Genomic DNA, 20,481 nt, shown 5'->3' on the forward strand with positions numbered 1-20,481 from the left:
GAGGTCGTGGCCAGGGCGCCGTCGAAGGCGTCGCTGCGCCGAGGTCTCGGAGGTCGCGGTGACCACGGAGGCGACGCCGAAGAGCACGAAGCCGATGAGGAACAGCTTCCGCCGCCCGAACCGGTCGCCGACGGCGGCGGTGGTGACGAGCAGCCCGCCGAGGACCAGCCCGTAGATGTCGGTGATCCACAGCTGCTGCACGGCGCTGGGCTGGAGATCGTCGATGAGGGAGGGGAGTGCGACGTGCAGGATGGTGGCGTCCATCGCGACGAGCAGCAGGCTGGCACACAGCACGGCGAGCATCGCCCAACGCCCGGACGTTCCCGTTACGGCTCGGGCCACGGGACATCTCATCCTTCGGGGGGACGCACAGCAGAACGATGCACCGAATACGGCGCATCTGCCCCAGTATGTGACCTCCACCTCACCCCCGCAGAACCCGGTTCAGGGCACCCGTCCACACCCTGTAGACTTGGCGCCGCTGCTGATGAGCGCCCCTCTTCGAGGGAATACTTGTCTGACCAGCGGTGCCGCCTTAGCTCAGTTGGCCAGAGCAACGCACTCGTAATGCGTAGGTCTCGGGTTCGAATCCCGAAGGCGGCTCTGTGGTGAACCCCAGGTCAAGCCTTTGACCTGGGGTTTCTTGTATAGAGTGACCTTGGAATTCGGGTAAAACGGGCACTGGCGGTTTGCGTATCGCAATGCGTAGGTCGCAGTTTCACATGCTGTTGTCGATAGGCTGCCGCAGGGCTGTGACCTGCTGCTTTGCTCAGCTGAACCACGGAGCCCCGTCAAGATCTCGATATCTTCGGTGGACAGCCGGTGGACAGCTGTGCGTGATGGACAGTCAGGAATTCTCTCGCCGAGTCCGGGTTCTGGCGCCGGTCGGGCGGTCCGGGTGCTGCGATCAGCGGTCTCGGTCTTGTGTCGTTCCGACAGCCGTAGGCGGAATCAGCGCTCCCGCGATACGCATGGGGGAACGGCCTCGGGGTGGCGCTCAGCGTCGGAGGGCGACGACCTCGCCCTCCGCGTTCATGGCGCGGAGCCGTCGCGCAGACTGGAGCAGGGAGACTTGCGCGAAGGTGAGCCGGACTTCGTCTGGTAGGGCGACTCGGACAGCCTCTAGCTCTGTACTTCGCGGGTAGTTCGTTCAGGTCTCTGGCCAGCGGGGATGTGTGGGTTCCAGGCCGAGGAGGTCGAGGAGGTGGAGCTGGATGCCCCGGGTGATGGCGATGACGGGTGGGTCGGTGGCGCTGCCGACCCGTAGCCGCAGGTCGGACAGGTGGTAGAGGATCATCCGGCCGGTGGGCCGCACCCTCTGGTTGCCGGGGTAGAGCCCCTGCATCTTCTGGTCGCCGCCGAGGGCTCGGCGGACCTGGCGTTCGATCAGGCAGAACAGCAGCAGGGCCAGGCAGATCACTGTGATCAGTGCGGCGACGCGTTTGTTGTCCTGCACGAAGACAGGGGTGACGGCCAGGGGGCCCTTGAAGTCGCTGTATCGGCGCTCGACGGTGCCCTGGCCTTTGTGGCGGCGTAGTACTTCGCCGGGATCGGCCTGTTCGGGGGTGAGGGTGGTCAGCAGCGCGTACCAGCCGTCGACGGCGGCTTCGGCCTGGAGCACGTCCTGATCGAAGTGCCAGGACAGGGCGGGCCGTCCGGTTTCGTCGGTGGTGATCTCGGTGTGCAGGCAGCCGGAGACCCGGCGGGTGCGGGTGATCACGCCGAGGCGTGCGGCGATCTTCTCTGCGGTGCTGTAGTAGCGGCCGCCGGCAGAGTGCTGGAGCTTGTCGAGGTCTTCGCGGGCCTTGGCCAGGCGTTTCTCGCGGGCCCGCTGCTGGCCTTTGGCGTTGCCGGTGGAGTGCACCAGGATCCGGCGTACCTGGAGCGGGGGATCGCTCTTGCGGGGCCCGGTCACAAGGTGGATGTCTTCCAGGACCCGGTAGGTCTCACGCGCTGCGGCGGGGGTGTTCTCGTCGCGGGCGGGGGTGTAGTCCACGACGGTGGCCGTCTCGAGGTCGAGGGCGGCGTAGACGGCGTCGTCGACCCTGGAAGCGGGGGCCGGGGCGATGAAATCGGTCCCGGCCCCGATCAGGGCGGTGACGTTGCCGTATGAGATCAGCTTGGAGTCGGCGATCAGCAGGAACTTCTTCGGTCCGGCCATCGCGCGCAGAGCGTTCATGGTGCCGGTGATCTGGGAGATCTCCGCGGCTCCGCCGTCGATGACGCGGGACAGCAGGGGGATACCGCCGTCGCCGGTCACCGCCAGGCCGGTCTGGATCTGCTTGAGGTCGTAGCGGCGGTCCTTGGGATGGCCGTGTCTGATGCGGGGATACTCCTCGTCCTGGTCATCGGCCGGGTAGGCGCCGTAGAGCGACATGGATGTCATGTCCCAGTGGAACGTGGACACATCGATGCCGAACTCGCCGATCGCCTGGGCCCCGATGCTGTCGGTGAGCTCTCTCAGCCGCGGGGCGATGGCGTCCAGGGCCCGGCCCAGACGGTCGTCGTTGAGCAGTTCCGCCTCAATTCCGAATACTTCTTCCACCGCCCACTCCCGGGCCCAGCGGTCCACCCGCCACAGGGGTGCGGGTGCGGTCAGCCGGTTGGCCACCAGCACCTCGATGACCTGGCCGTGCGTCACATGGGCGATGTCGCGGCCCGGGCACAGCCGGTCGACGGTCCCGGCCACATCAAGCCGGCGCAGAAACTCGGCAGCGACAGGCAGAGCGCCCAGACGCTTCTCCACCACGGAGGTGACCACACATTCCATGCGCGGGCGCACCGTCCGCAGCCGTGGGGACCGGGAAGACTTCGTCACACCCGGATCAACACAGCCACCCCCGGACCGGACACGGCCAGACACCAACTCCACCTGACTCAGCCACCCGCGAAGTACGGATCTAGCGGTCGTGGACGCCAAGTACAAGGCGAACGCCCCGGAGGCTTCCCGGACGCCAACCTCTACCAACTCCTCGCCCTGTACCAGGTTGGGGCTGCCGACCGGACATCTCGTCTGCGCCAGAGGCAACGCTCCGCATGCCGCACACGTCATCCGCAATGCCGGCATCCGCATCCACCGGCAGGCCCTCGACCTTGACCAGCCACCGGAGCGACTGCTCGCGGAAGTCTCCGGGATCGCCACGAACCTTGGGGCACCTCTGGGTTCGTCGGCGCTGCCGACCTGACGCCCACCTCCGAGAAGACGAACACGTCACCGAGCTGATCCGCATCAGAGCCTGAATGACCGACCTGACGGACAAACTCCCCTTGCCAGACCACGACTCGGTGCTCGACCAGGCCATCCCCTTCGACAAGGTGCGCTGGATGCTCCTGTTGCCCGACGCCATGTGGTGGCCCGCCGAACTCGACGCCTGCCCTACGCCGGAGCGGTGGCCCCGAGTGGACCGCCGAACGGTGTTCACCATCGCCCGCGAGACCGGAACCACCACGGGCAACCGGCACCTCCTGGTCGAGGCGCTCGTGTGGGGCACAGACTCTGTTGCTCAATTCGTTTGGGCTCGGGGACCGCTGATGCGCGAGGGCGACTTGCCCGGTTCTTGACGTTCTGGTGGTGACGCTACGAGCACGGGAGGTGCTGACGAACCAGATGCTCAGGAATATGGAGTTGCGGGCGGCGGACCGGCTGACCGGGGCGCTTGGAGACCCGTTGCCGCGTTGGCGCCGTTAGCCTGTGGGTATGTCAGAGCGTGTCATGCCCGGTCGCACAGACGGCCTGATCACCCTGGTTGCCGCGGACGCTCTGTGGGTCGATTTGACGGCCGACAGTGCTGTGCCGACGGCTTCTGGGGCATTCACCTGCTCTCCTACCCGGGTGGGGTACGTCCTGCTCGGCGGCCATGTGGTGGCGACGGTGAGGGCGAGCGGCGGTCAGAGGAGTGTCTCGGAGGTTGAGGTGCGCCGGGCGGCCGCGGAACTGAACGCGGTGGGGATGGATCGGCAGGACCTGGTCCGCATCGGTCCGTTTCGTGGGGCGCCGAGGCAGGAGTGCAACGAGGAAACGCCGCTGCGTTGGCGCCGGCGCATCACGGGGGAACTGCAGGAGCTGGGCGGCCCCGAGCGGGCAGCGCGACGTGAAGTCGGTCGGCCGTACCATCTGGCGGGGATCGACTGGCGACAGATGCTCGTGGAGCAGACCCGCGACGGGACGCAGCGCACGTGGTGGCTGCCGCGCGCTGTGGTCAGGCTGCTGGACGCGGCCGAGCACGCCGAAACGCAGTGGGTGCAAGCCGCGCGGACCCGCCAGGCAAGCGCAGCCGTCACCGAGCCGCCCTCCCACCCCCGGCGGGCCCGAGACGCCGGCGGTCGGCAGAAGACGGGCCCCGAGGGCCCCACCGCCTCACTGCGCCCGTACAACAAAGAGCTGGAAGGCCAGCTGTACTCGGTGCTCAGCAGGAAGCCCGGTACCTCCCGCAGGGTGGCTGGGTGGGCGTGCGCCGTCTGCCGCACTGCGCCCGCCACCGTGCTCGACCACTGCCACGAACACGGCTACGTCCGGGCCCCCGTCTGCCAGTCCTGCAACACACAGGAACGCCCTGACCACCTGTACAGCAACGACATCCGCGTGGCGAACCGCTACACGCGCCTCTTCCAGACCGACACCGACGACTGGCTCCGCCACTGGCACCGCTGCCCTGGCTGCCGCGCACGCACCACCCTGCCCCTGCCGCACCTCGCCGCATGGACCGCCCACATAGCCTGCCGATCGCTGCGCCCGACCCACCGCGCCCCCCGCGGGCGCAAGCCCTGCGGTGTCCTGCGCGTGTCCTGGACGGGCAGTCAGAACGCGCCCCGTTCCTGCCTGCTCACTGTCGCCGTCGACTTCTGCCCCTCCGGCGAGCACCGTGTCCTGGCGCGAGTCCCCTACCGCGAAGCCGCCGAGCGGTTTCGTGTCTGGTTGGCCGAGACGGCCCCTGCCGTGGCCGCCGCGGCCGGTCCTGACCGCTTGGACGGCCTCCCTGCCCAGTTCCGGCCAGTCATCGCGGACACCAGCGGCGAGGACCTAGAACTGTTTTGAGCGGGCACCGGGAGACCTGACACCCCACCGTCACCTCGCAGCTGCTGGCCCCCGACGCGGTCACCCCGCACGCCCCAGCGAAATGCGCAGCAGAGTCGGCACAGGTACCAAAGCACAGTCCGTACACAGGCGGGGAAAGATCTCCGCGAACACGTTCCCGGTAGGACTCGACGCCTGCCTGAACGCGGCACTCGGCGTGTTGGGCGAAGAGGGCGCCGTTCAGGCGTACCGGGCATTAAATAACGATCAACGCATCCCCTATCTGGGTGCGGCGTTCTTCACCAAGGCAGGCACTGTACTTCGCGGGCACGGCGAGCTCATCGCGAAGCGGCTGAACCCTGGTGGCGTTCTCGCGTTCAGCCATGCCGAGCCCATCGAGGGCTACGAGGGCCCACAGGCGATGTACGGCAACCTACTGAAGTCCCTCGACCTGATCCTTGGCCCACCACAGGAACGCGGCGGAGTGCTGCTGGTTGGCGAAGCCCTGGCCGACGAGGGTGTGCAGGAGGTCGTTGCTCCAGAGGATGAGTCGGCCGAGGGTCCAGTTCACCGACTCGGGGGCTGGCAGCTCCAGTCCGTAGACCATCCGCGCGATCTCGCGCTTGCCGCCCGCCTCGGTCGTGTACTTGAGGATCGTCAGGAAGTCGTCGGGGTACATCACGCAGAGAACCCTTGTGAGGAGGGCCTCCTTGAAACCGGTCATGGCGAACGGCTTGGTGCCGGACAGCAGGTGCTGGAGCCGGTCTTCGAGCGGCACGTCGTCAGGTTCGTGTAGGAGGTACTCGATCGTCCTGCGGGTCGCCTCCCCGGCCGCAGCATCGCCCATGTCGTTCCACGCGGAGTTGAACGTGGCCTGATTGCCGGGCCGGGCTCCGACCTCGGAGTTGGCGAAGTCCTTGAGGACTCTGGGGTCGCACGTCCACAGCCCGTCGGGAGAGAAGATCCGCTGGTACTTTGCCCAGTAGGCCGCCACGTCGGGGTCGAAGCCCGGCTTGATCGCGAGGTACCGCTCCTTCAGCAGGGCCGCGCGCTCCAGCCGCCCGGGATCGACGTCCTCGGCTTTCGGGAAACGGGCCTTGAGGTCGTCGAACGATCGGGGCGGATTCCCCTTCGGGAGAGTGGGCTCCTTGTGCTCCCATTCATAGCCGCACCGGTGCGTCACGAGACGACGTCCGCCGTCGAGCGTGCGGATCACCTCGATGTCCTCGTCGTCGCTGCACAGTGGACACATAACCAACGCCATGGCTACCCCCGTTCCAACAGTGCTCGTGCCCGCCCCGAGCCGATGCACTTCTCCGCCCAAGCACCGCATTCTTGCATTCGGCAAAGGCGGCCGGGATGTGGGGCCATCCGGCGAGACCGGGGTCGGGGACTTCCTGTCCGTCGGATCCGCCTATCCCCTGCTACGGCTCATACCGGCCCTCGGCGCCCCATGGCAGCCTGGGCAGCGCGCAGCCCTGCCGTCGGACAACGGATCCGAGCGGGGTGTCTCTCCCTACGAGAACAGGAGCGCCTCGCAGGGCCATGCTGGGCATCCTGAGCAACAGCTTCCTTGGTGCCTGGGAGGTGGCGCTATTGCGTCCATTGTCTTCATCGATGATGTTGCCGTCACCGTCGAGGCCGCCCAGGCCGCGGGCATGCAGGCGCATCTGCTCGAAGACGACGTCCGGACCATCACGCGCATCGCAGCTCAGCAGAGGGCGGTACCCGCCCTCTCAGACGAGCCACGCAGATAGGATGCGCACACTCTTCATACTTTGGTTCCACCAGTTCAGCGAGGTGGCTCGTGCCCGCATCCGCCGTGACGCCCGACGATGTTGTCCGCCACGTCTTCCGTTACCTCGCGGAGGTGGGTGAGAGCCGCACCAAGCCGGTGCGGACGCACGACGACGCGAGGCACCAGGTGTGGTTCGCCGACCTGCCTGCGCAGTTCGGCTCCTTCCTCACCGACGCCGTCCCCCGCGACATGCCGTTGTGGCTGCGGGCCGACCGCCCCGTACGGCACGAACCGCCGGCTCCGCCGCTGCCGCTCGCCCACTGGCTGGACGACCGGGAGATCCACGACTCGGCAAGGGGAACGCCCCCCGAGCCGCGGGCCGAGACGGACATACCGGCGGACGAGATCTCCGCCGAGGGAAGCGCACGCATCCGGCACATCACCGTGTCCCTGGCCGACTCGCCCCAGCGTGACACCGTGTACGCCCAGTACCGCGCCTGGTCCCGTGAATGGGAAGGGTGGGCACGTCTCGACCGCGCCATGAAGCCCGTCGTACGCGCCTACGACCGCCTCTACCGCCTGTGCGTGGACGCCTCCGAACTCGGCGAGACCTTCGAACTGGTCGTCGGATTCGGCTACCTCACCTGGTCGGCGCAGAGCGAGCCGATCCGCCGCCATCTCGTCACCTGCCGGGCCGTCATCACCATCGACCCCGACACCGGAGCCATCACCGTCGGACCCGATCCCGAGCACGGCAGCCCGGTGCTGGAGGAGTCCATGCTCGACGCAGGGCAGAAGGCGCGGGCGGACATCCGCGCCCTCGTACGGCAGGAGCTGGAAGCCGCCGGCGACACCACGGATCCGCAGCTGGCCGACCACCTGCACCGGGCTCTCACCACCTGGATCATCGCGGCCCACGAAGCAGGACGCTAGGACAGCGCACCGAATCGGCACCGGGCAGCGGGAGACCCCGCCGTACCGGTCGTCAGCTTCGCGCCGGTGCTGCTGCTCAGAGAGCGCACCCGGCGCAGCATGCTCGAAGCGCTGCGCGCCGTCGCCCTGTCCATCGAGCAGGGCGCTGAGCCCACCGTTCTGCTGCGGGCGATCGCCGGTGCGGGCGGTGACCGGCCACTGGGAGAACCAGACAGCGGTGACGCCGCGGGACCTCCACGGGAGCTGTACTTCGCGCTGCCCTCCAACGACGAACAGCGCACCATCGCCGAGCGGCTGCGGGACCGGGATCTCGTCGTGGTCCAGGGGCCGCCGGGCACTGGTAAGACGCACACCATCGCCAACCTGGTCACCGACCTTCTCGCGCACGGCAACCGCGTACTGATCACCAGCCATACGGCACGTGCCCTGAAGGTCCTGAAGGACAAACTCCCCGTAGGCATCCGCGCGCTGTGCGTGAGCCGTACCGACGACGGAGCCGGGCAACTGGAACTGGAGCACTCTGTCAAGGCCATCCTCGACCGGCAGGGAGACTTCTCCTCACGGGCGTACCGACGACGCATCCAGGAGCACGAAGAGCGCCTCAGATCCGCCCGGTCCGCGCAGGCGCTCGCCCTGAAGGCATTGCGCGCGCTGCGGGAGCAGGAGACATACCGCCATCCTGCCGAGATCGGCGACTATGAGGGGACCCTGGCCCGGATCGCCCAGCGGCTCGCCGAGGAACACCCGCGGTTCGGCTGGATCGGCGCCGTCCCCGCTGATGCCCCGACGCTGGACGCCGAGGTTCTCACGCGCCTGCGCCGTGCGGCGCTCGCCTTCACCGACCGGCACCGTGCTCTCGCCGCATCGGTGAGTGCCGCGCTGCCCGAGCCGGGACAGCTGCCCACGGTGCCCGCCTTCGCCGAGGCGGTCGAGACGGTCAAGGCGGCGGAGGCCGACCTCGCCGCGCTCCGGCAGGACGGCTCCGTCTCCCGCCTCGACGACGCCGTGTCCGCCCTCACCACGGCACAGCAGAACCAACTGGCCACCGCGCTCGACCACTTCACCGCCGCGGCCAGGGCAGCCACCTCGATGCCGGCCGTCTGGGCCGCCGAGCTGCGCGACGAGATCCTCGCCGGGCAGGATCTCGCCGCGCGCAGCCGCCACGAGCGCACCACCGCGGCACTGACCGCAATCGAGGAGGCGGAGGGTGCCCTCGGCTCCACGCTGGTCACTGGGCTGGAGGCGTACGACGTACCGACGGCGCTCGGGCTGGCCGCCACCCTGCGGGACGGGCTCGCGTCCGGCCAGAAACTGCGCGGGGCCATGGGCCTGAAGACCCGGCTGCGCAAAGCGGTCGGCACCTTCCCCGAGACCGTGCGGGTCGACGGCCGGGCTGTGGAGACAGCGGTCGCCGCGTCCGCCGTGCTGCACCGCGTCACGCTGGAGCGGCACCTCCAGGACATCGAGCGGGAGTGGGGCGACGGCCCCGACGCATGGGAGGCCACAGCTCGGCGCACCGCCCGCCTGCGCCAGGACATCGCCACCCTCACCGCCCTGATCAGCCTCGCCGACCTGCGCCACGCGGTGGTTGGCGCCGGCCGGGCCGCGCCGGGGCTGGCAGGCCTCGGCTGGGGCAACCGGGACCAGGCCGACACAGTCCGGAGCGTCCTGCGGGCCAGAGCGGCACGCCGGGCCGCCGACCCTGCCCGCGCTCTGATCGACGAGGCCCTGCGTGTACTGCGTGCCGCAGCGCACCGCAGGGGCGCCTCGGTGGCCCTCGAACGGGCCCGCGCCGCGGTCGAGTCCCGCGACGCGGCGGCCTACAGCGCGGCGGTGAACGACGTGGATGACCTGCGGGAGGCACTGGCGCGCAAGAAGGCGTGCGACGACGCTTACCGGCTGGTCGCGGCCGAACTCCCGGACCTCGCAGACAGCCTGGAATCCACACCTGAGGATGACGCGTGGGACACCCGGCTCGCGGACTTCGAGGCCGCGTGGGCATGGTCGGTCTGGTACGACCGTATGACGGAGCTGACGGACCCGGAGGCCGAGGCCCGGCAGCTGCGGCTGCTCGCCGAGGCGGACGTCGAGATCCGCATCGGCCTGGAACGGCTGGCGGCCGACAAGGCCTGGTTCAGCTGTCTGTCCCGGCTCACGGACGACCAGGCCGTGGCCCTCACCTCGTACCAGCAGAACGTCCGCAAGCTGGGCAAGGGCACCGGCAAGTACGCGGCCACCTACCGCAGACAGGCCCGGGAGAGCCTGCAGGCCAGCCAGGCGGCGGTGCCCGCCTGGATCATGCCGCTGCACCAGGTGACCGAAACCGTGCCGATGGACCGAGCCGGGCGCTTCGACGTCGTGATCGTCGACGAGGCCAGCCAATCCGGCCCCGAGGCGCTGCTGCTCGCCTGGCTGGGCGCGAAGGTGATCGTCGTCGGCGACGACCAACAGGTCAGCCCCGCCCAGGTGGGCGTGGACCACGACGAGCAGTTCGCACTCCAGCGACGGCTCCTCGCCGAGCTGCCTGCCGCCCGCCGCAACCTGTTCACACCGACCGCCAGCCTTTTCGACATCGCTTCCGGTCTGGCCGGAGGCCGCGGCAGGCTGATGCTCCAGGAACACTTCCGGTGCATGCCGGAGATCATCGGATTCTCCAACGAGCTCTGCTATGGCGGCCGGCTCCAGCCGTTGCGACAGTACGGTGCCGACCGGCTGCGGCCCTTGCGCCCGGTGCATGTTCCCGATGGCTACGTCGAAGGCAGCGGACTGAAGCAGGTCAACCGGTCCGAGGCGGTGCGGCTGGTGGATGAGGTCGCCCGGTGCATCGCCGACCCCGCCTACGCGGGGCGCACCATGGGTGTGATCACCCTGCTCGGCGCGGGGCAGAAGTACCTCATCGAAGACCTGCTGGCCGACCGGATCCCGCTGGATGAGCGACAGCGCCGACGCCTGCGCGTGGGCAACGCCGAGGAGTTCCAGGGCGACGAGCGCGACATCGTCTTCGTCAGTACGGTCGTGTCGCTTACCGGCCCCGACGGGCCGCGCCGCATCGGCTCCTTCAGCAGCTCCCTGTACCGGCAGCACCTCAACGTGGCCGCGTCCCGGGCCCGCGACCAGGTGTGGTTGTTCCACAGCTTCGCTCTCACGGAACTCGGCGAGACCGATCTGCGGCGTGCCTATCTGGACTGGTTCTCCCGCCCGGCCGAGGAGCAGGACGGCCTCGGACTCGGCGAGGTCCGGCCGGACGTTCCGCACGAGGCCTTCGACAGCCTTTTCGAGCAGCGTGTCTACCTGGCCCTGCGGGCCCGGGGCTACCGGGTGCGTCCGCAGTATCCGGCTGGCCGCTACCGCATCGACCTGGTCGTCGAGGGCGGCACCAGACGCCTTGCCGTGGAGTGCGACGGCGACGCGTTTCACACGGAGGAGAACGCGGACGCGGACGCGGCACGCCAGCGCGAACTGGAGCGAGTGGGCTGGACATTCGTCCGCATCCGGGGCAGCCGCTTCTTCCTCGACCCGGAACGGGCACTCGAACCGCTGTGGGCGGAACTCGACCGACTCTGCATCGAGTCGGCGGCGTACCCACCCGCACACCGAGCCGCCAAGGACGGCCGCATAGGCCCGACCGGCGAAGGCGGCACGGTCCCGACAGGCGACGGCGACGTCGTACCCACCGGCAACGCAGAGCCCGCCCCCTCTGCTGCCCCATCCGCCGGGCGACAGGACATCCAGCCCGAGCCCCCGCACGGCACTGACGAGGCACAGCCCCGATTCGTGACCGTGGCACGGCTGCACCGCGACGAGGTCAATGCAGCCCAGCACGCGTTCAGCATGCGGGCGACCGTGCCCGGGACGGCACGGTTTCTCGGGGGAGCGGGTGCGCCGGGCCTCCCAGGGGCCGACGCCGTGGACATCCTGCGCGAGGGGCATGCCGTCGTGCGGGTCGCCCACCCCGAGGTACAGGCCATGATCCGCGCCGCGATCGCCCACGCAGACGTACCGGTACTGGGAGACGACGGTCAGGTGGGGCTGGCGCGGCACCACGTACCCGGCTCCTCCGGCGTTTCCGACGGCCGTACGACGGAACTGCTGCGTGCACGACCGACAGCTGACCGGGCCCCGGTGAAGAGTCTTCCGGCCGTGCCGCGGCAGCCGACCCGCGGCGACGAACCCACCCCCGTGACGGGATCCGCAGTGCCCGGCGGTGCCCGATCCTCCCTCAGCCTCCCGGTCGACCGGCTCAGCGTCGCCGCCCATCGACGGGTGCAGCGCGAAATCCAGCGCGTGCAGGACGCGCTGGACCAGCCGCTTCCGGAGATCGTGGCCGTGGACTCGTCGTCCAGGAGGGCCCAGCTGGCCGACCACGACAGGCGACGCCAGGCCCTGCAGGAGCGGCGCAGCCACCTGCGTGCCGTGCTCGACCAAGTGGTCCCTGACTCCTCTCTGACGGGCGGGGCAATGGTCGTCCCTGGATGCCTCGTCGGAGTTGAGGATCCGGACGAGCCAGGCATCATGACGTACGAGATCGCGATGCTCGCGGGTGACGAGGCGGAGCGGCTGAGCCCCGACACCCCACAGGGGAAGGCGCTGATGTGGCGAGAGGTCGGGGACGAGGTGAGCTGGCAGACGGAGCTGGGCACCCACATGCGCGTCATCGTCCGGTACATCCAGGACTGAGAGACCCCAGCGGAGCGGGGCTGCGCGGCGGCTGCGGGGCGGTCCGTAGCTGGTCGTGCCCACGAGGCGGAACCGCATCTCGATACAGCCCCGCGTCCCGCGAGGCCAGTTTGCTGGCGTGCGCGACCCGGGAGCGCTCCGCAGCCGCGGCGAGCCGGACGCGCTCTATCGCCAGGCGCGCGGCCCGGTCCTCCAGCGCCGTCAGGTACATCCGGCGGATACGGAGCGTCAGGCCGGTGGCGACGGCCTTGGTCGCCGTCCCGAGCAGGTAGAACAGGCCGAGAGGGGCGTTTGCGATCGGCGCCAGGAAGAAGATGGCGAGGGCCAGTTCGACGAGGCTTACCCCGGCGGTCCAGCCCGGAAACCGCAGGGATCCGCGCAGAGCCAGGCTGTGCAGGGTGACCAGTGCGCTGACGCAGGCCGGCTGCCGCGCTCCCCAGCGACCATTCGATGAGTGACACCGGACAACTCATCGGAGGTGGGGAAGGCCGGCATGCTCATCGGTCGGCACTGCCGGGCGGGACGACCCATTCGGTGGGTTGGCCGGTGAGGGAGGCGATCATGTCGAAGTCTCCGTCGTAGTGGAGGACCGTTCGCCGGTTCAGTTCCGCTGTAGCGGCGATCAGCAGGTCGGGGAGGGACAGAGCGCGGTGGAAGCCTGCGTTGAGGGCATGGCGTTGGATCTCGAGAGCGCGGGTGAAGGTGTCGTCGTCGGTGCGGAGGTAGTCGAAGGCGTGGAGCCAGGTGCTGATCCGTGTTGCTTCCGAGCTGTCCCGTGCGGAGTGGATCATCTCGAACTCGGTGGGCTGGCATACGGCGAGGAGGTAGCGCTCGTGCAGAGGCTTGAGCACCTCCTTGACGCTCGGCTTCGTCCAGCGGGCGAGGGCGGACTTGTCGATCAGATAGCGGTCCTGCATCAGGCGGCCCGGCCTCCGTCGCGGTCGCCGTTGTGCTTGAGGGAGCCGTCTGCGTTGCGGGGCCCGGTGTTCTCGACGATCTCACTGAAGTCGAGCTCGCCGGCCTCCATGGCGTCGAAGCCCTCCTGCCGCAGGTGCCTCTTGACGGCGTCTTCCATGGCGAGGCGGACGGCTTTGGCCTTCGTTTTGGTCCCGAAGATGCGCATGGCCTCGGTGACCATGCCTTCATCGAGGTCGATGACGGTTCTGGCCATGTGGGTGATCCCTTCGGATATGCTTCCGTCAGCGAAACGATACCATTCGTCGACTGTGACAGATATCGTTTTGATCAAAGGGTCCATGGATGGAGGCTGCGGCGTTCATGGTGACGTGTCGCGCGGTCGCTCCTTGTGGGAAATGGACGGTCGTCCTCATGTCAGGCTCCGCCCCTGTCGGGGGTTTCGCCAGAAGCGATGGGGCGGCGAGAGGCGGCCGGCCAAGCAGCCCTGTCGGTGGACAGCCGGTGGACAGACGCCTTTGGACGGTGCATCACGGGGTAGCACGGGTCAACCTGCTGCACATGCTCTGATCAGGCAAAACGTCACTGGACAGCACGACGAGGCACCGCGCAACACGAACGCTCATGGTCTCGTAATGCGTAGGTCTCGGGTTCGAATCCCGAAGGCGGCTCTGTAGAAGCCCCAGGACTCACTCGCCGTGACCTGGGGCTTTTGCTATTTCCGGGGCCGGTCGGCGCATGCGTCGGCTGGGGCCCGAGGCCCCGTGCGTGAGTGATGCGTGAGCGGAGGGGTTGTCAGCCTTTCTCCGCGGCCTTCTTGGCCTTGCCCTTCTTCATCCGCTTGGCCTTCTTGGCGGCCTTGCGAGCCTGCTCCTCTTGCTCGGCCTTCCGCTGGAGGGGGACCGGACGACGCGCACATGCGGACCCACCCCAGCGCGCACGACAGGTCGCGGGCCGCTGCCGTCCCATGGGGTGGGGCCGCCTTCCCGTACGAGACCATCGATCGAGCGGGTACGATGAACACCGGCCGCACGGAAGTGTTCTTGGTCACACTTGAATCTCCTCCGTGCGGCCACCTTTGCGTCCCGGTGACAGCCCGCTCGGCCGAGGAAAGTCAGGCGAGGGCAGAGGGCTACGGGCCTAGAATGACCGTCGTGACCGACAACACTCCACAGAGCCCCGATAGCGGGCCGACGCCTACCCATGAGCTGCCGACCCAGTACGCGCCGGCCGAGGTAGAGGGGGCGCTGTACGAGCGTTGGGTAGAGCGCGGGTACTTCGAGGCGGACGCGAAGAGCGAGAAGCCGGCGTACACGATCGTCATCCCGCCGCCGAACGTCACGGGCTCGCTTCACCTGGGCCACGCCTTCGAGCACACGCTGATTGACGCCCTGACCCGCCGCAAGCGCATGCAGGGCTTCGAGACGCTGTGGCAGCCCGGCATGGACCACGCCGGTATCGCCACCCAGAACGTCGTCGAGCGCGAGCTCGCCAAGGAGGGCAAGTCCCGCCACGACCTGGGCCGCGAAGCCTTCGTCGAGCGCGTCTGGGAGTGGAAGGCCGAGTCCGGCGGGCAGATCGCCGGCCAGATGCAGCGCCTCGGCGAGGGACTGGCGTGGAGCCGGGACCGCTTCACCATGGACGAGGGCCTGTCCCGAGCCGTCCAGACCGTCTTCAAAAAGATGTTCGATGACGGGCTGATCTACCGCGCCGAACGCATCATCAACTGGTGCCCCCGCTGTCTGACGGCCATCTCCGACATCGAGGTCGACTACCAGGACGACGACGGCGAGCTCGTCTCCATGAAGTACGGCGAGGGCGAGGACACCATCGTCGTCGCCACGACCCGCGCGGAGACGATGCTCGGCGACACGGCCGTCGCCGTCCACCCCGACGACGAGCGCTACGCCCGTCTGATCGGGAAGCAGATCAAGCTGCCGCTGACCGACCGGAGCATTCCGGTCGTCGCCGACACGCACGTCGACCCGGAGTTCGGCACCGGCGCCGTCAAGGTGACCCCGGCGCACGACCCGAACGACTTTGCCATCGGCCAGCGCCACGACCTCGAATCCATCGAGGTCCTCGACGAGCGCGGCATCATCACCGTCCACGGCCCCTTCCAGGGCCTGGACCGCTTCGAGGCGCGCTCCGCGATCGTCGCCGCCCTGCGCGCCGAGGGCCGGATCGTCGCCGAGAAGCGCCCCTACGTCCACTCCGTGGGCCACTGCTCACGCTGCAAGACGACGCTGGAACCCCGCCTGTCGCTGCAGTGGTGGGTCAAGGTCGAGACCCTCGCCAAGGCCGCCGGCGACGCGGTCCGCGACGGCCGGGTCGACATCCACCCGGCCGACATGTCGCAGCGGTACTTCGACTGGGTCGACAACCTCAACGACTGGTGCATCTCGCGCCAGCTGTGGTGGGGCCACCGCATCCCGGTCTGGCACGGCCCGAACGGCGAACTGGTCTGCGTCGGACCCGACGACGAGCCGCCGACCGGCGAAGGCTGGACGCAGGACACCGACGTCCTCGACACGTGGTTCTCGTCCGGCCTGTGGCCGTTCTCCACGCTCGGCTGGCCCGAGCAGACGCCGGACCTGGAGAAGTTCTACCCGAACTCCGTCCTGGTCACCGGCTACGACCTGATGTTCTTCTGGGTCGCCCGGATGATGATGTTCGGCCTGTACGCGATGGACGGCCAGCCGCCGTTCCGCACGATCGCCTTCCACGGCATGGTCCGCGACGAGTTCGGCAAGAAGATGTCGAAGTCGTTCGGGAACACGGTCGACCCGCTGGACTGGATGGACAAGTACGGCTCCGACGCCCTGCGGTTCACCCTGGCCAAGGGCGCCAACCCGGGTGTCGACGTCCCGATCGGCGAGGACTGGGTGCAGGCGTCCCGCAACTTCGCCAACAAGATCTGGAACGCGACGCGCTTCGCGCTCATGAACGGCGCCACGGTCGAGGGTGACCTGCCGCCGGTCGAGCAGCTGTCGGCTGCCGACCGCTGGATCCTGTCGCGGCTGAACAAGGTCGTCGCCGAGGCGGATGCGTACTACGAGGACTACCAGTTCGCCAAGCTCGCGGACGCCCTGTACCACTTCGCGTGGGACGAGGTCTTCGACTGGTACGTCGAGCTGTCGAAGACGACGTTCTTCGAGGAGGGCGACCAGGCCAAGGTCTCTGCGCGCGTCCTGGGCGAAGTCCTCGACGTCACCTTGCGGCTGCTCCACCCGATCGTCCCGTTCGTCACGGACACCCTGTGGACCACGCTCACGGGCGGCGAGTCGGTCGTCATCGCCGAGTGGCCGAAGGACTCCGGGTTCCGCGACGAGGCCGCGGAGCAGGAGATCGAGCTGGTCCAGCAGGTCGTCACGGAGGTCCGTCGGTTCCGCTCGGACCAGGGCCTGCAGCCGGGCCAGAAGGTCCCGGCCCGCCTGGAGCTGGACGGCACGGCGCTGGCCCCGCACGAGGCGGCCATCCGCCAGGTGCTGCGCCTCCAGCCGGAGGGCGAGGGCTTCGCCGCCACCGCCTCCCTGCCGGTGGCCGGCGCCACGGTCTCGCTCGACCTGTCGGGCACCATCGACGTGGCGGCCGAGCGCAAGCGGCTGAGCAAGGACCTGGCCGCCGCCGAGAAGGAGAAGCAGCAGGCCGAGGCCAAGCTCGGGAACGAGGCGTTCATCGCCAAGGCCCCCGACAACGTCGTGGACAAGATCAAGGGCCGGCTCGCCAAGGCCGAGGCGGACATCGCCCGGCTCCAGGCCCAGCTGGACAAGCTGCCGCCGCAGTAGGCGTCGGAACACGCCGAAGGGGGCCCAGGCCACGTGGTCTGGGCCCCCTTCGCGTTCTTCGGCCTCGGACACCCTCTGACTCGGGCTCTCGGCGGTGAGGCCTACGGAATGCGCAGCGTCTCGTACGGGCTCGACAGAGAGAACTCGCTTTGCTCGGCGACGATCTGGGCCTGGTGGAGATCGAACTTCGCCATGTGCAGGAGGTCGTCGAGGCGCGTCGGCTTCTGACCCAGCAGGTCGAGGGCGATCTCGGCAGCCCCGTCTCTCCGGTCCAGTCGGTCCTGGAAGAAGTCCAGGTTCTTCTGGACGACGAGGAGAGTCATGTCGAGCTCCGAGATCTCCGCATCGGACACTCGATCGCACCGAGAGTGCACTCGGTACTCGTAGAAGGGACCGGCGACGCAGTGGATGTTGTTGCCCGCCCCTCGTCTGTACCGGCTGGCCAGCAGGTTGACCGCGAAAGCCCAGTCACCCCACTTGAGCACCCTCGGGTCGTACAGCCCGCATCCGAGAGCGTCTGCCCGCCGGCAGACTATCGACGTCGGAACGTGGTGCTTGCGCGCCACCAGATCCTCGCGGCACGGGTACGAGGAGATGGTGAACCCCTCGAAGGCACCGATCACCCACGACATCGTGTGCACGAAGGCCGTATCGGCATCGGACTCGAGGGCCTCCACCGCCCTGTCCGGGTAGGACCCTTCCCTGAGGAGATGCGGGTCGGTGGCCAGCCGGTCGTCGGCGTCCACCTGCATCACGTACTCCATCCGTGCGGCTGCTACGCCGGCGTTCCTGGCCACGTGGTGCCCTTGGCGCTGTTCGAGCCGGACGACGCGTACGCCGGGCAGATCGGCGCAGGTGTCGATGGCCTTGAAGGTCGCGTCGTCGTCCGACTCGTCGTCCACGATCACTACCTCGTACGGACGTTGAAGCGGCTGCTCGGCGAGAGACTCCACGGCTTCGATGAGGTAGTCGCCCGCGTTGTGGCAGGGAACGACGAAGCTGATGCCTCCAGAATCCGCGATGGTCACGCTGTCTCCCGTCCGCTCATGGCCGCGGTGCCGAAGGGAGCCGGGCACCTGCGCGCCGCTATGACGGTCGCGCGAGCCGCTTTGAAGTAGGTGCGCAGCTCGTGTGCGTGAGCGCTGCGTGAGCGGACTGGGTGGCACTAGGGTGGACCCGGCGTCATGGTGATCACGGTCGGATGCCTCTGGCCTGGGGAAACGGGATTCTGTGGCATCGTTCGGCATCAGTCAGAATGATCTTGTGGGGCCTCGTAATGCGTAGGTCTCGGGTTCGAATCCCGAAGGCGGCTCCATCGAAGAGTGCAGGTCACCCCAGGTGATCTGCACTTTCTTCGTTTCCGGGCTAGGGGTTCAGCGCTCTGCGGAGGTGCTGACGGCCGATGCGTGAGCGCTGGGGCTGTTTCCTCACCCTGCGCGAAGGGCCGCTGCCGACTCCACAAGGCCATCCCGTTCCAACCGGTTGAGAACGTCCCCCGTGCTGCCGGGCGGCCTTCGCCAGGAGTCGGCGATCTGCTGGACGGCGGCGAAGACCCGTTGGCGATCGAGGTCGATCTGAGCGAGGACGAAATCGTCCGCACCTACGGCTTCGACGTTCCACTGTGAGAGGGTCTCGTCCGGGAAGTCCTCGAGGTTGTTGGTGACGATGAGTTGGGCTCGGGACTTGATGGCGGCGGCAAGGACGTGGCGGTCGTCGGCGTCAGGCAGTTGGAGGGCCGACTCGAGCGGTTCGTAGTCCTTGACGAGGCAGTCCCGCACGGCCCGCATCATCAACTCTCGGGTCCGGGTCAGTTTCGAGGGGTCGAGCTCTGGCCTGTTGGCCTGGAGATTCGTGAAGACTTCGTCCAAGATCCTTTCGGTCCACTTAGCCTCGATCCACCGAGCAATAGCCGGTCCAGGGCTTGGACATGAAGACGCGGATGCCCTCTGAGCTGGGATGATGGGACTTCCTACGGTTCCATTTCCACAGAGCAAGAGAACATCCGCGAGATGCAATCTTCCCATGCTGCTTCGGCGGTGTTTGCCGCGTTCGATGACGCGAATCTGGTCGCGCATGCCGGGCTGGTCCCGGTGATGCGGCTGGCCGAGCGGTGCGGGCTTGCCCGGCTGGTGGCCGAGAAGGTGAAGCTGACCGGCGCGAAGAACGGCGCGGGCGCGTCGGCGGACGCCAAGGTGACCAGCATCGTGGCCGGGATGGTCGCTGGCGCGGACAGCATCGACGATCTGGATGTGCTGCGGCACGGTGCGATGCCCGTGTTGTTCGCAGGCGTCCGTGCGCCGTCCACGCTGGGCACGTTTCTGCGCTCGTTCACCCATGGTCACGCGCTCCAGCTCCACGCGGTGCACCGCGGGTTCCTGGCCGCTCTGGCCTCGCACACCCCGCTGCTGCCCGGCGCGGGCGAGAAGGCGTTCATCGATGTCGACTCCACCCACAAACGGGTCTACGGCCGGACCAAGCAGGGTGGCGAGTACGGCCGGTTCAAGGGTGTCCGCACCCTGCACCCCCTGCTCGCCACGATCTGCACCCCCGCCGCGCGGCCGGTGATCGCCGGGGCACGGATGCGGCGGGGCAAGGCGGCCGACTCCCGCGGTGCCCCCAAGTTCGTCAGCGAGGCTCTGGCCACCGCCCGGGAGGCCGGCTGCACCGGCCTGCGGATCCTGCGGGCGGACTCGCAGTTCTACAACGCCGGTGTGATCGCCGCCTGCCGCCGGGCCGGAGCCCACTTCTCCATCACGACCGGCATGAACCCCTCCATCAAACGGGCCGTCCTGGCCATCCCGGACGGCACGTGGCAGCAGATCAGCTACCCGACCGCGGTGCCCGACCCCGACACCGGGGAGCTCATCTCCGGCGCCGAAGTCGCCGAGATACCCGCATACACCGCGTTCGCCGGCCGCAAGAAGAGCGAGCGGGTCACGGCCCGGCTGATCGTGCGCCGGGTCCGGGACCTGGCCAAACCCGCCGGCGTCGGTGAGCAGGGCGAGCTGTTCCCCGTCTGGCGCTACCACCCGTTCTTCACCGACCAGCCCGCCCCCACGCTCCAGGCCGAGCGGGAACACCGTCACCACGCCGTCGTCGAGCAGGTCATCGCCGACAGCAAAGCCTCCGCCCTCGCCCACCTGCCCTCCGGACAGTTCAACGCCAACGCGGCCTGGCTCACCCTGTGGGCCATGACCTACAACCTGCTGCGGGCCACCGGTGCTCTGACCTCCGCCTTCCACGCCAAGGCCACCACCGCCACCCTCCGCGCCCACCTGATCCACGTGCCCGCCAGGATCGCCCGCTCAGCCCGCCGTATCACCCTGCACCTACCGCACAACTGGCCCTGGCAGCACGCCTGGACGCACCTGTTCGACACGGTCCACGGCCCACCCGGCCCGGCCTGACGCCCCCTG

Annotated in this window: 14 protein-coding genes, 1 tRNA gene and 2 pseudogenes; 9 read left to right on the plus strand and 8 right to left on the minus strand. The window is 68.5% G+C overall.

The features are described from left to right. Window positions 1–69: 69 nt before the first annotated feature. Window positions 70–354 (minus strand): annotated as a pseudogene (locus OG332_RS24645) (MFS transporter); the annotation flags it as partial. A 175-nt stretch (window positions 355–529) separates the two neighbouring features. Between OG332_RS24645 and OG332_RS24650 the strand changes: the two are divergent. Then, window positions 530–603 (plus strand) — tRNA-Thr (locus tag OG332_RS24650). Window positions 604–1,150: 547 nt separating this feature from the next. On the opposite strand, the gene OG332_RS24655 is transcribed toward OG332_RS24650, so the two are convergent. After that, window positions 1,151–2,770, minus strand: a complete 1,620-nt coding sequence (locus OG332_RS24655; RefSeq protein WP_327414171.1) for an IS1634 family transposase — start codon at window positions 2,768–2,770, stop codon at window positions 1,151–1,153. Between the two features lie 139 nt (window positions 2,771–2,909). Between OG332_RS24655 and OG332_RS24660 the strand changes: the two genes are divergently transcribed. The 4 genes and pseudogenes from OG332_RS24660 to OG332_RS24675 all read left to right on the plus strand — a co-directional run. Further along, on the plus strand, window positions 2,910–3,185 hold the full coding sequence (locus OG332_RS24660; protein WP_327415523.1) for a hypothetical protein: 276 nt from the start codon (window positions 2,910–2,912) through the stop codon (window positions 3,183–3,185). A gap of 55 nt (window positions 3,186–3,240) precedes the next feature. Then, entirely contained in the window at window positions 3,241–3,561 is a 321-nt protein-coding gene (locus OG332_RS24665; RefSeq protein WP_327415524.1) for an 8-oxoguanine DNA glycosylase OGG fold protein, read from the plus strand. Between the two features lie 136 nt (window positions 3,562–3,697). Continuing rightward, entirely contained in the window at window positions 3,698–5,035 is a 1,338-nt protein-coding gene (locus OG332_RS24670; RefSeq protein ID WP_327415525.1) for an endonuclease domain-containing protein, read from the plus strand. A gap of 82 nt (window positions 5,036–5,117) precedes the next feature. Next, window positions 5,118–5,309: pseudogene (locus tag OG332_RS24675) on the plus strand (8-oxoguanine DNA glycosylase OGG fold protein); the annotation flags it as partial. Between the two features lie 138 nt (window positions 5,310–5,447). Here OG332_RS24675 and OG332_RS24680 read toward each other — a convergent pair. Continuing rightward, on the minus strand, window positions 5,448–6,266 hold the full coding sequence (locus tag OG332_RS24680; protein ID WP_327415526.1) for a hypothetical protein: 819 nt from the start codon (window positions 6,264–6,266) through the stop codon (window positions 5,448–5,450). A 555-nt stretch (window positions 6,267–6,821) separates the two neighbouring features. Between OG332_RS24680 and OG332_RS24685 the strand changes: the two genes are divergently transcribed. Together OG332_RS24685 and OG332_RS24690 are read left to right on the plus strand one after the other, a co-directional pair. Continuing rightward, window positions 6,822–7,685, plus strand: coding sequence for a hypothetical protein (locus OG332_RS24685; RefSeq protein WP_327415527.1), 864 nt, complete (start codon window positions 6,822–6,824; stop codon window positions 7,683–7,685). A gap of 66 nt (window positions 7,686–7,751) precedes the next feature. Next, on the plus strand, window positions 7,752–12,362 hold the full coding sequence (locus OG332_RS24690) for an AAA domain-containing protein (protein ID WP_327415528.1): 4,611 nt from the start codon (window positions 7,752–7,754) through the stop codon (window positions 12,360–12,362). 497 nt (window positions 12,363–12,859) lie between these two features. On the opposite strand, the gene OG332_RS24695 is transcribed toward OG332_RS24690, so the two are convergent. From OG332_RS24695 to OG332_RS24705, 3 genes are all read right to left on the minus strand, one after another. Then, window positions 12,860–13,279 carry a PIN domain nuclease gene (locus OG332_RS24695; RefSeq protein ID WP_013001762.1) on the minus strand — a complete coding sequence of 140 codons (420 nt, stop codon included), beginning with the start codon at window positions 13,277–13,279 and terminating at the stop codon, window positions 12,860–12,862. Then, on the minus strand, window positions 13,279–13,533 hold the full coding sequence (locus tag OG332_RS24700; RefSeq protein ID WP_327415529.1) for a type II toxin-antitoxin system VapB family antitoxin: 255 nt from the start codon (window positions 13,531–13,533) through the stop codon (window positions 13,279–13,281). Before OG332_RS24700 ends, OG332_RS24695 begins: the two co-directional genes overlap by 1 nt. A 539-nt stretch (window positions 13,534–14,072) precedes the next feature. After that, window positions 14,073–14,246: a hypothetical protein gene (locus tag OG332_RS24705; protein WP_327415530.1), complete on the minus strand. Its 174-nt coding sequence runs from the start codon at window positions 14,244–14,246 to the stop codon at window positions 14,073–14,075. A gap of 185 nt (window positions 14,247–14,431) precedes the next feature. Here OG332_RS24705 and OG332_RS24710 point away from each other — a divergent pair, with 185 nt between their 5' ends. Next, window positions 14,432–17,065 (plus strand): valine--tRNA ligase, encoded by a 2,634-nt coding sequence (locus tag OG332_RS24710; RefSeq protein ID WP_442816200.1) that lies wholly within the window; start codon window positions 14,432–14,434, stop codon window positions 17,063–17,065. Between the two features lie 101 nt (window positions 17,066–17,166). Here the strand turns inward: OG332_RS24710 and OG332_RS24715 are convergent, their stop codons facing one another. Continuing rightward, the gene (locus OG332_RS24715; protein WP_327415532.1) at window positions 17,167–18,093 is read right to left on the minus strand and encodes a glycosyltransferase family 2 protein; all 927 of its coding nucleotides are present in this window, start codon (window positions 18,091–18,093) and stop codon (window positions 17,167–17,169) included. 399 nt (window positions 18,094–18,492) lie between these two features. Further along, window positions 18,493–19,140: a PIN domain-containing protein gene (locus tag OG332_RS24720; RefSeq protein ID WP_327415533.1), complete on the minus strand. Its 648-nt coding sequence runs from the start codon at window positions 19,138–19,140 to the stop codon at window positions 18,493–18,495. On the opposite strand from OG332_RS24720, the gene OG332_RS24725 reads away from it, so the two are divergent. Beyond that, on the plus strand, window positions 19,075–20,472 hold the full coding sequence (locus OG332_RS24725) for an IS1380 family transposase (protein ID WP_327415534.1): 1,398 nt from the start codon (window positions 19,075–19,077) through the stop codon (window positions 20,470–20,472). The two genes, OG332_RS24720 and OG332_RS24725, sit on opposite strands and share 66 nt — an antisense overlap. Window positions 20,473–20,481: the final 9 nt, after the last annotated feature.

It is taken from the genome of Streptomyces sp. NBC_01233 (assembly GCF_035989305.1).
In the GTDB taxonomy this organism is placed as follows: Bacteria; Actinomycetota; Actinomycetes; order Streptomycetales; family Streptomycetaceae; genus Streptomyces.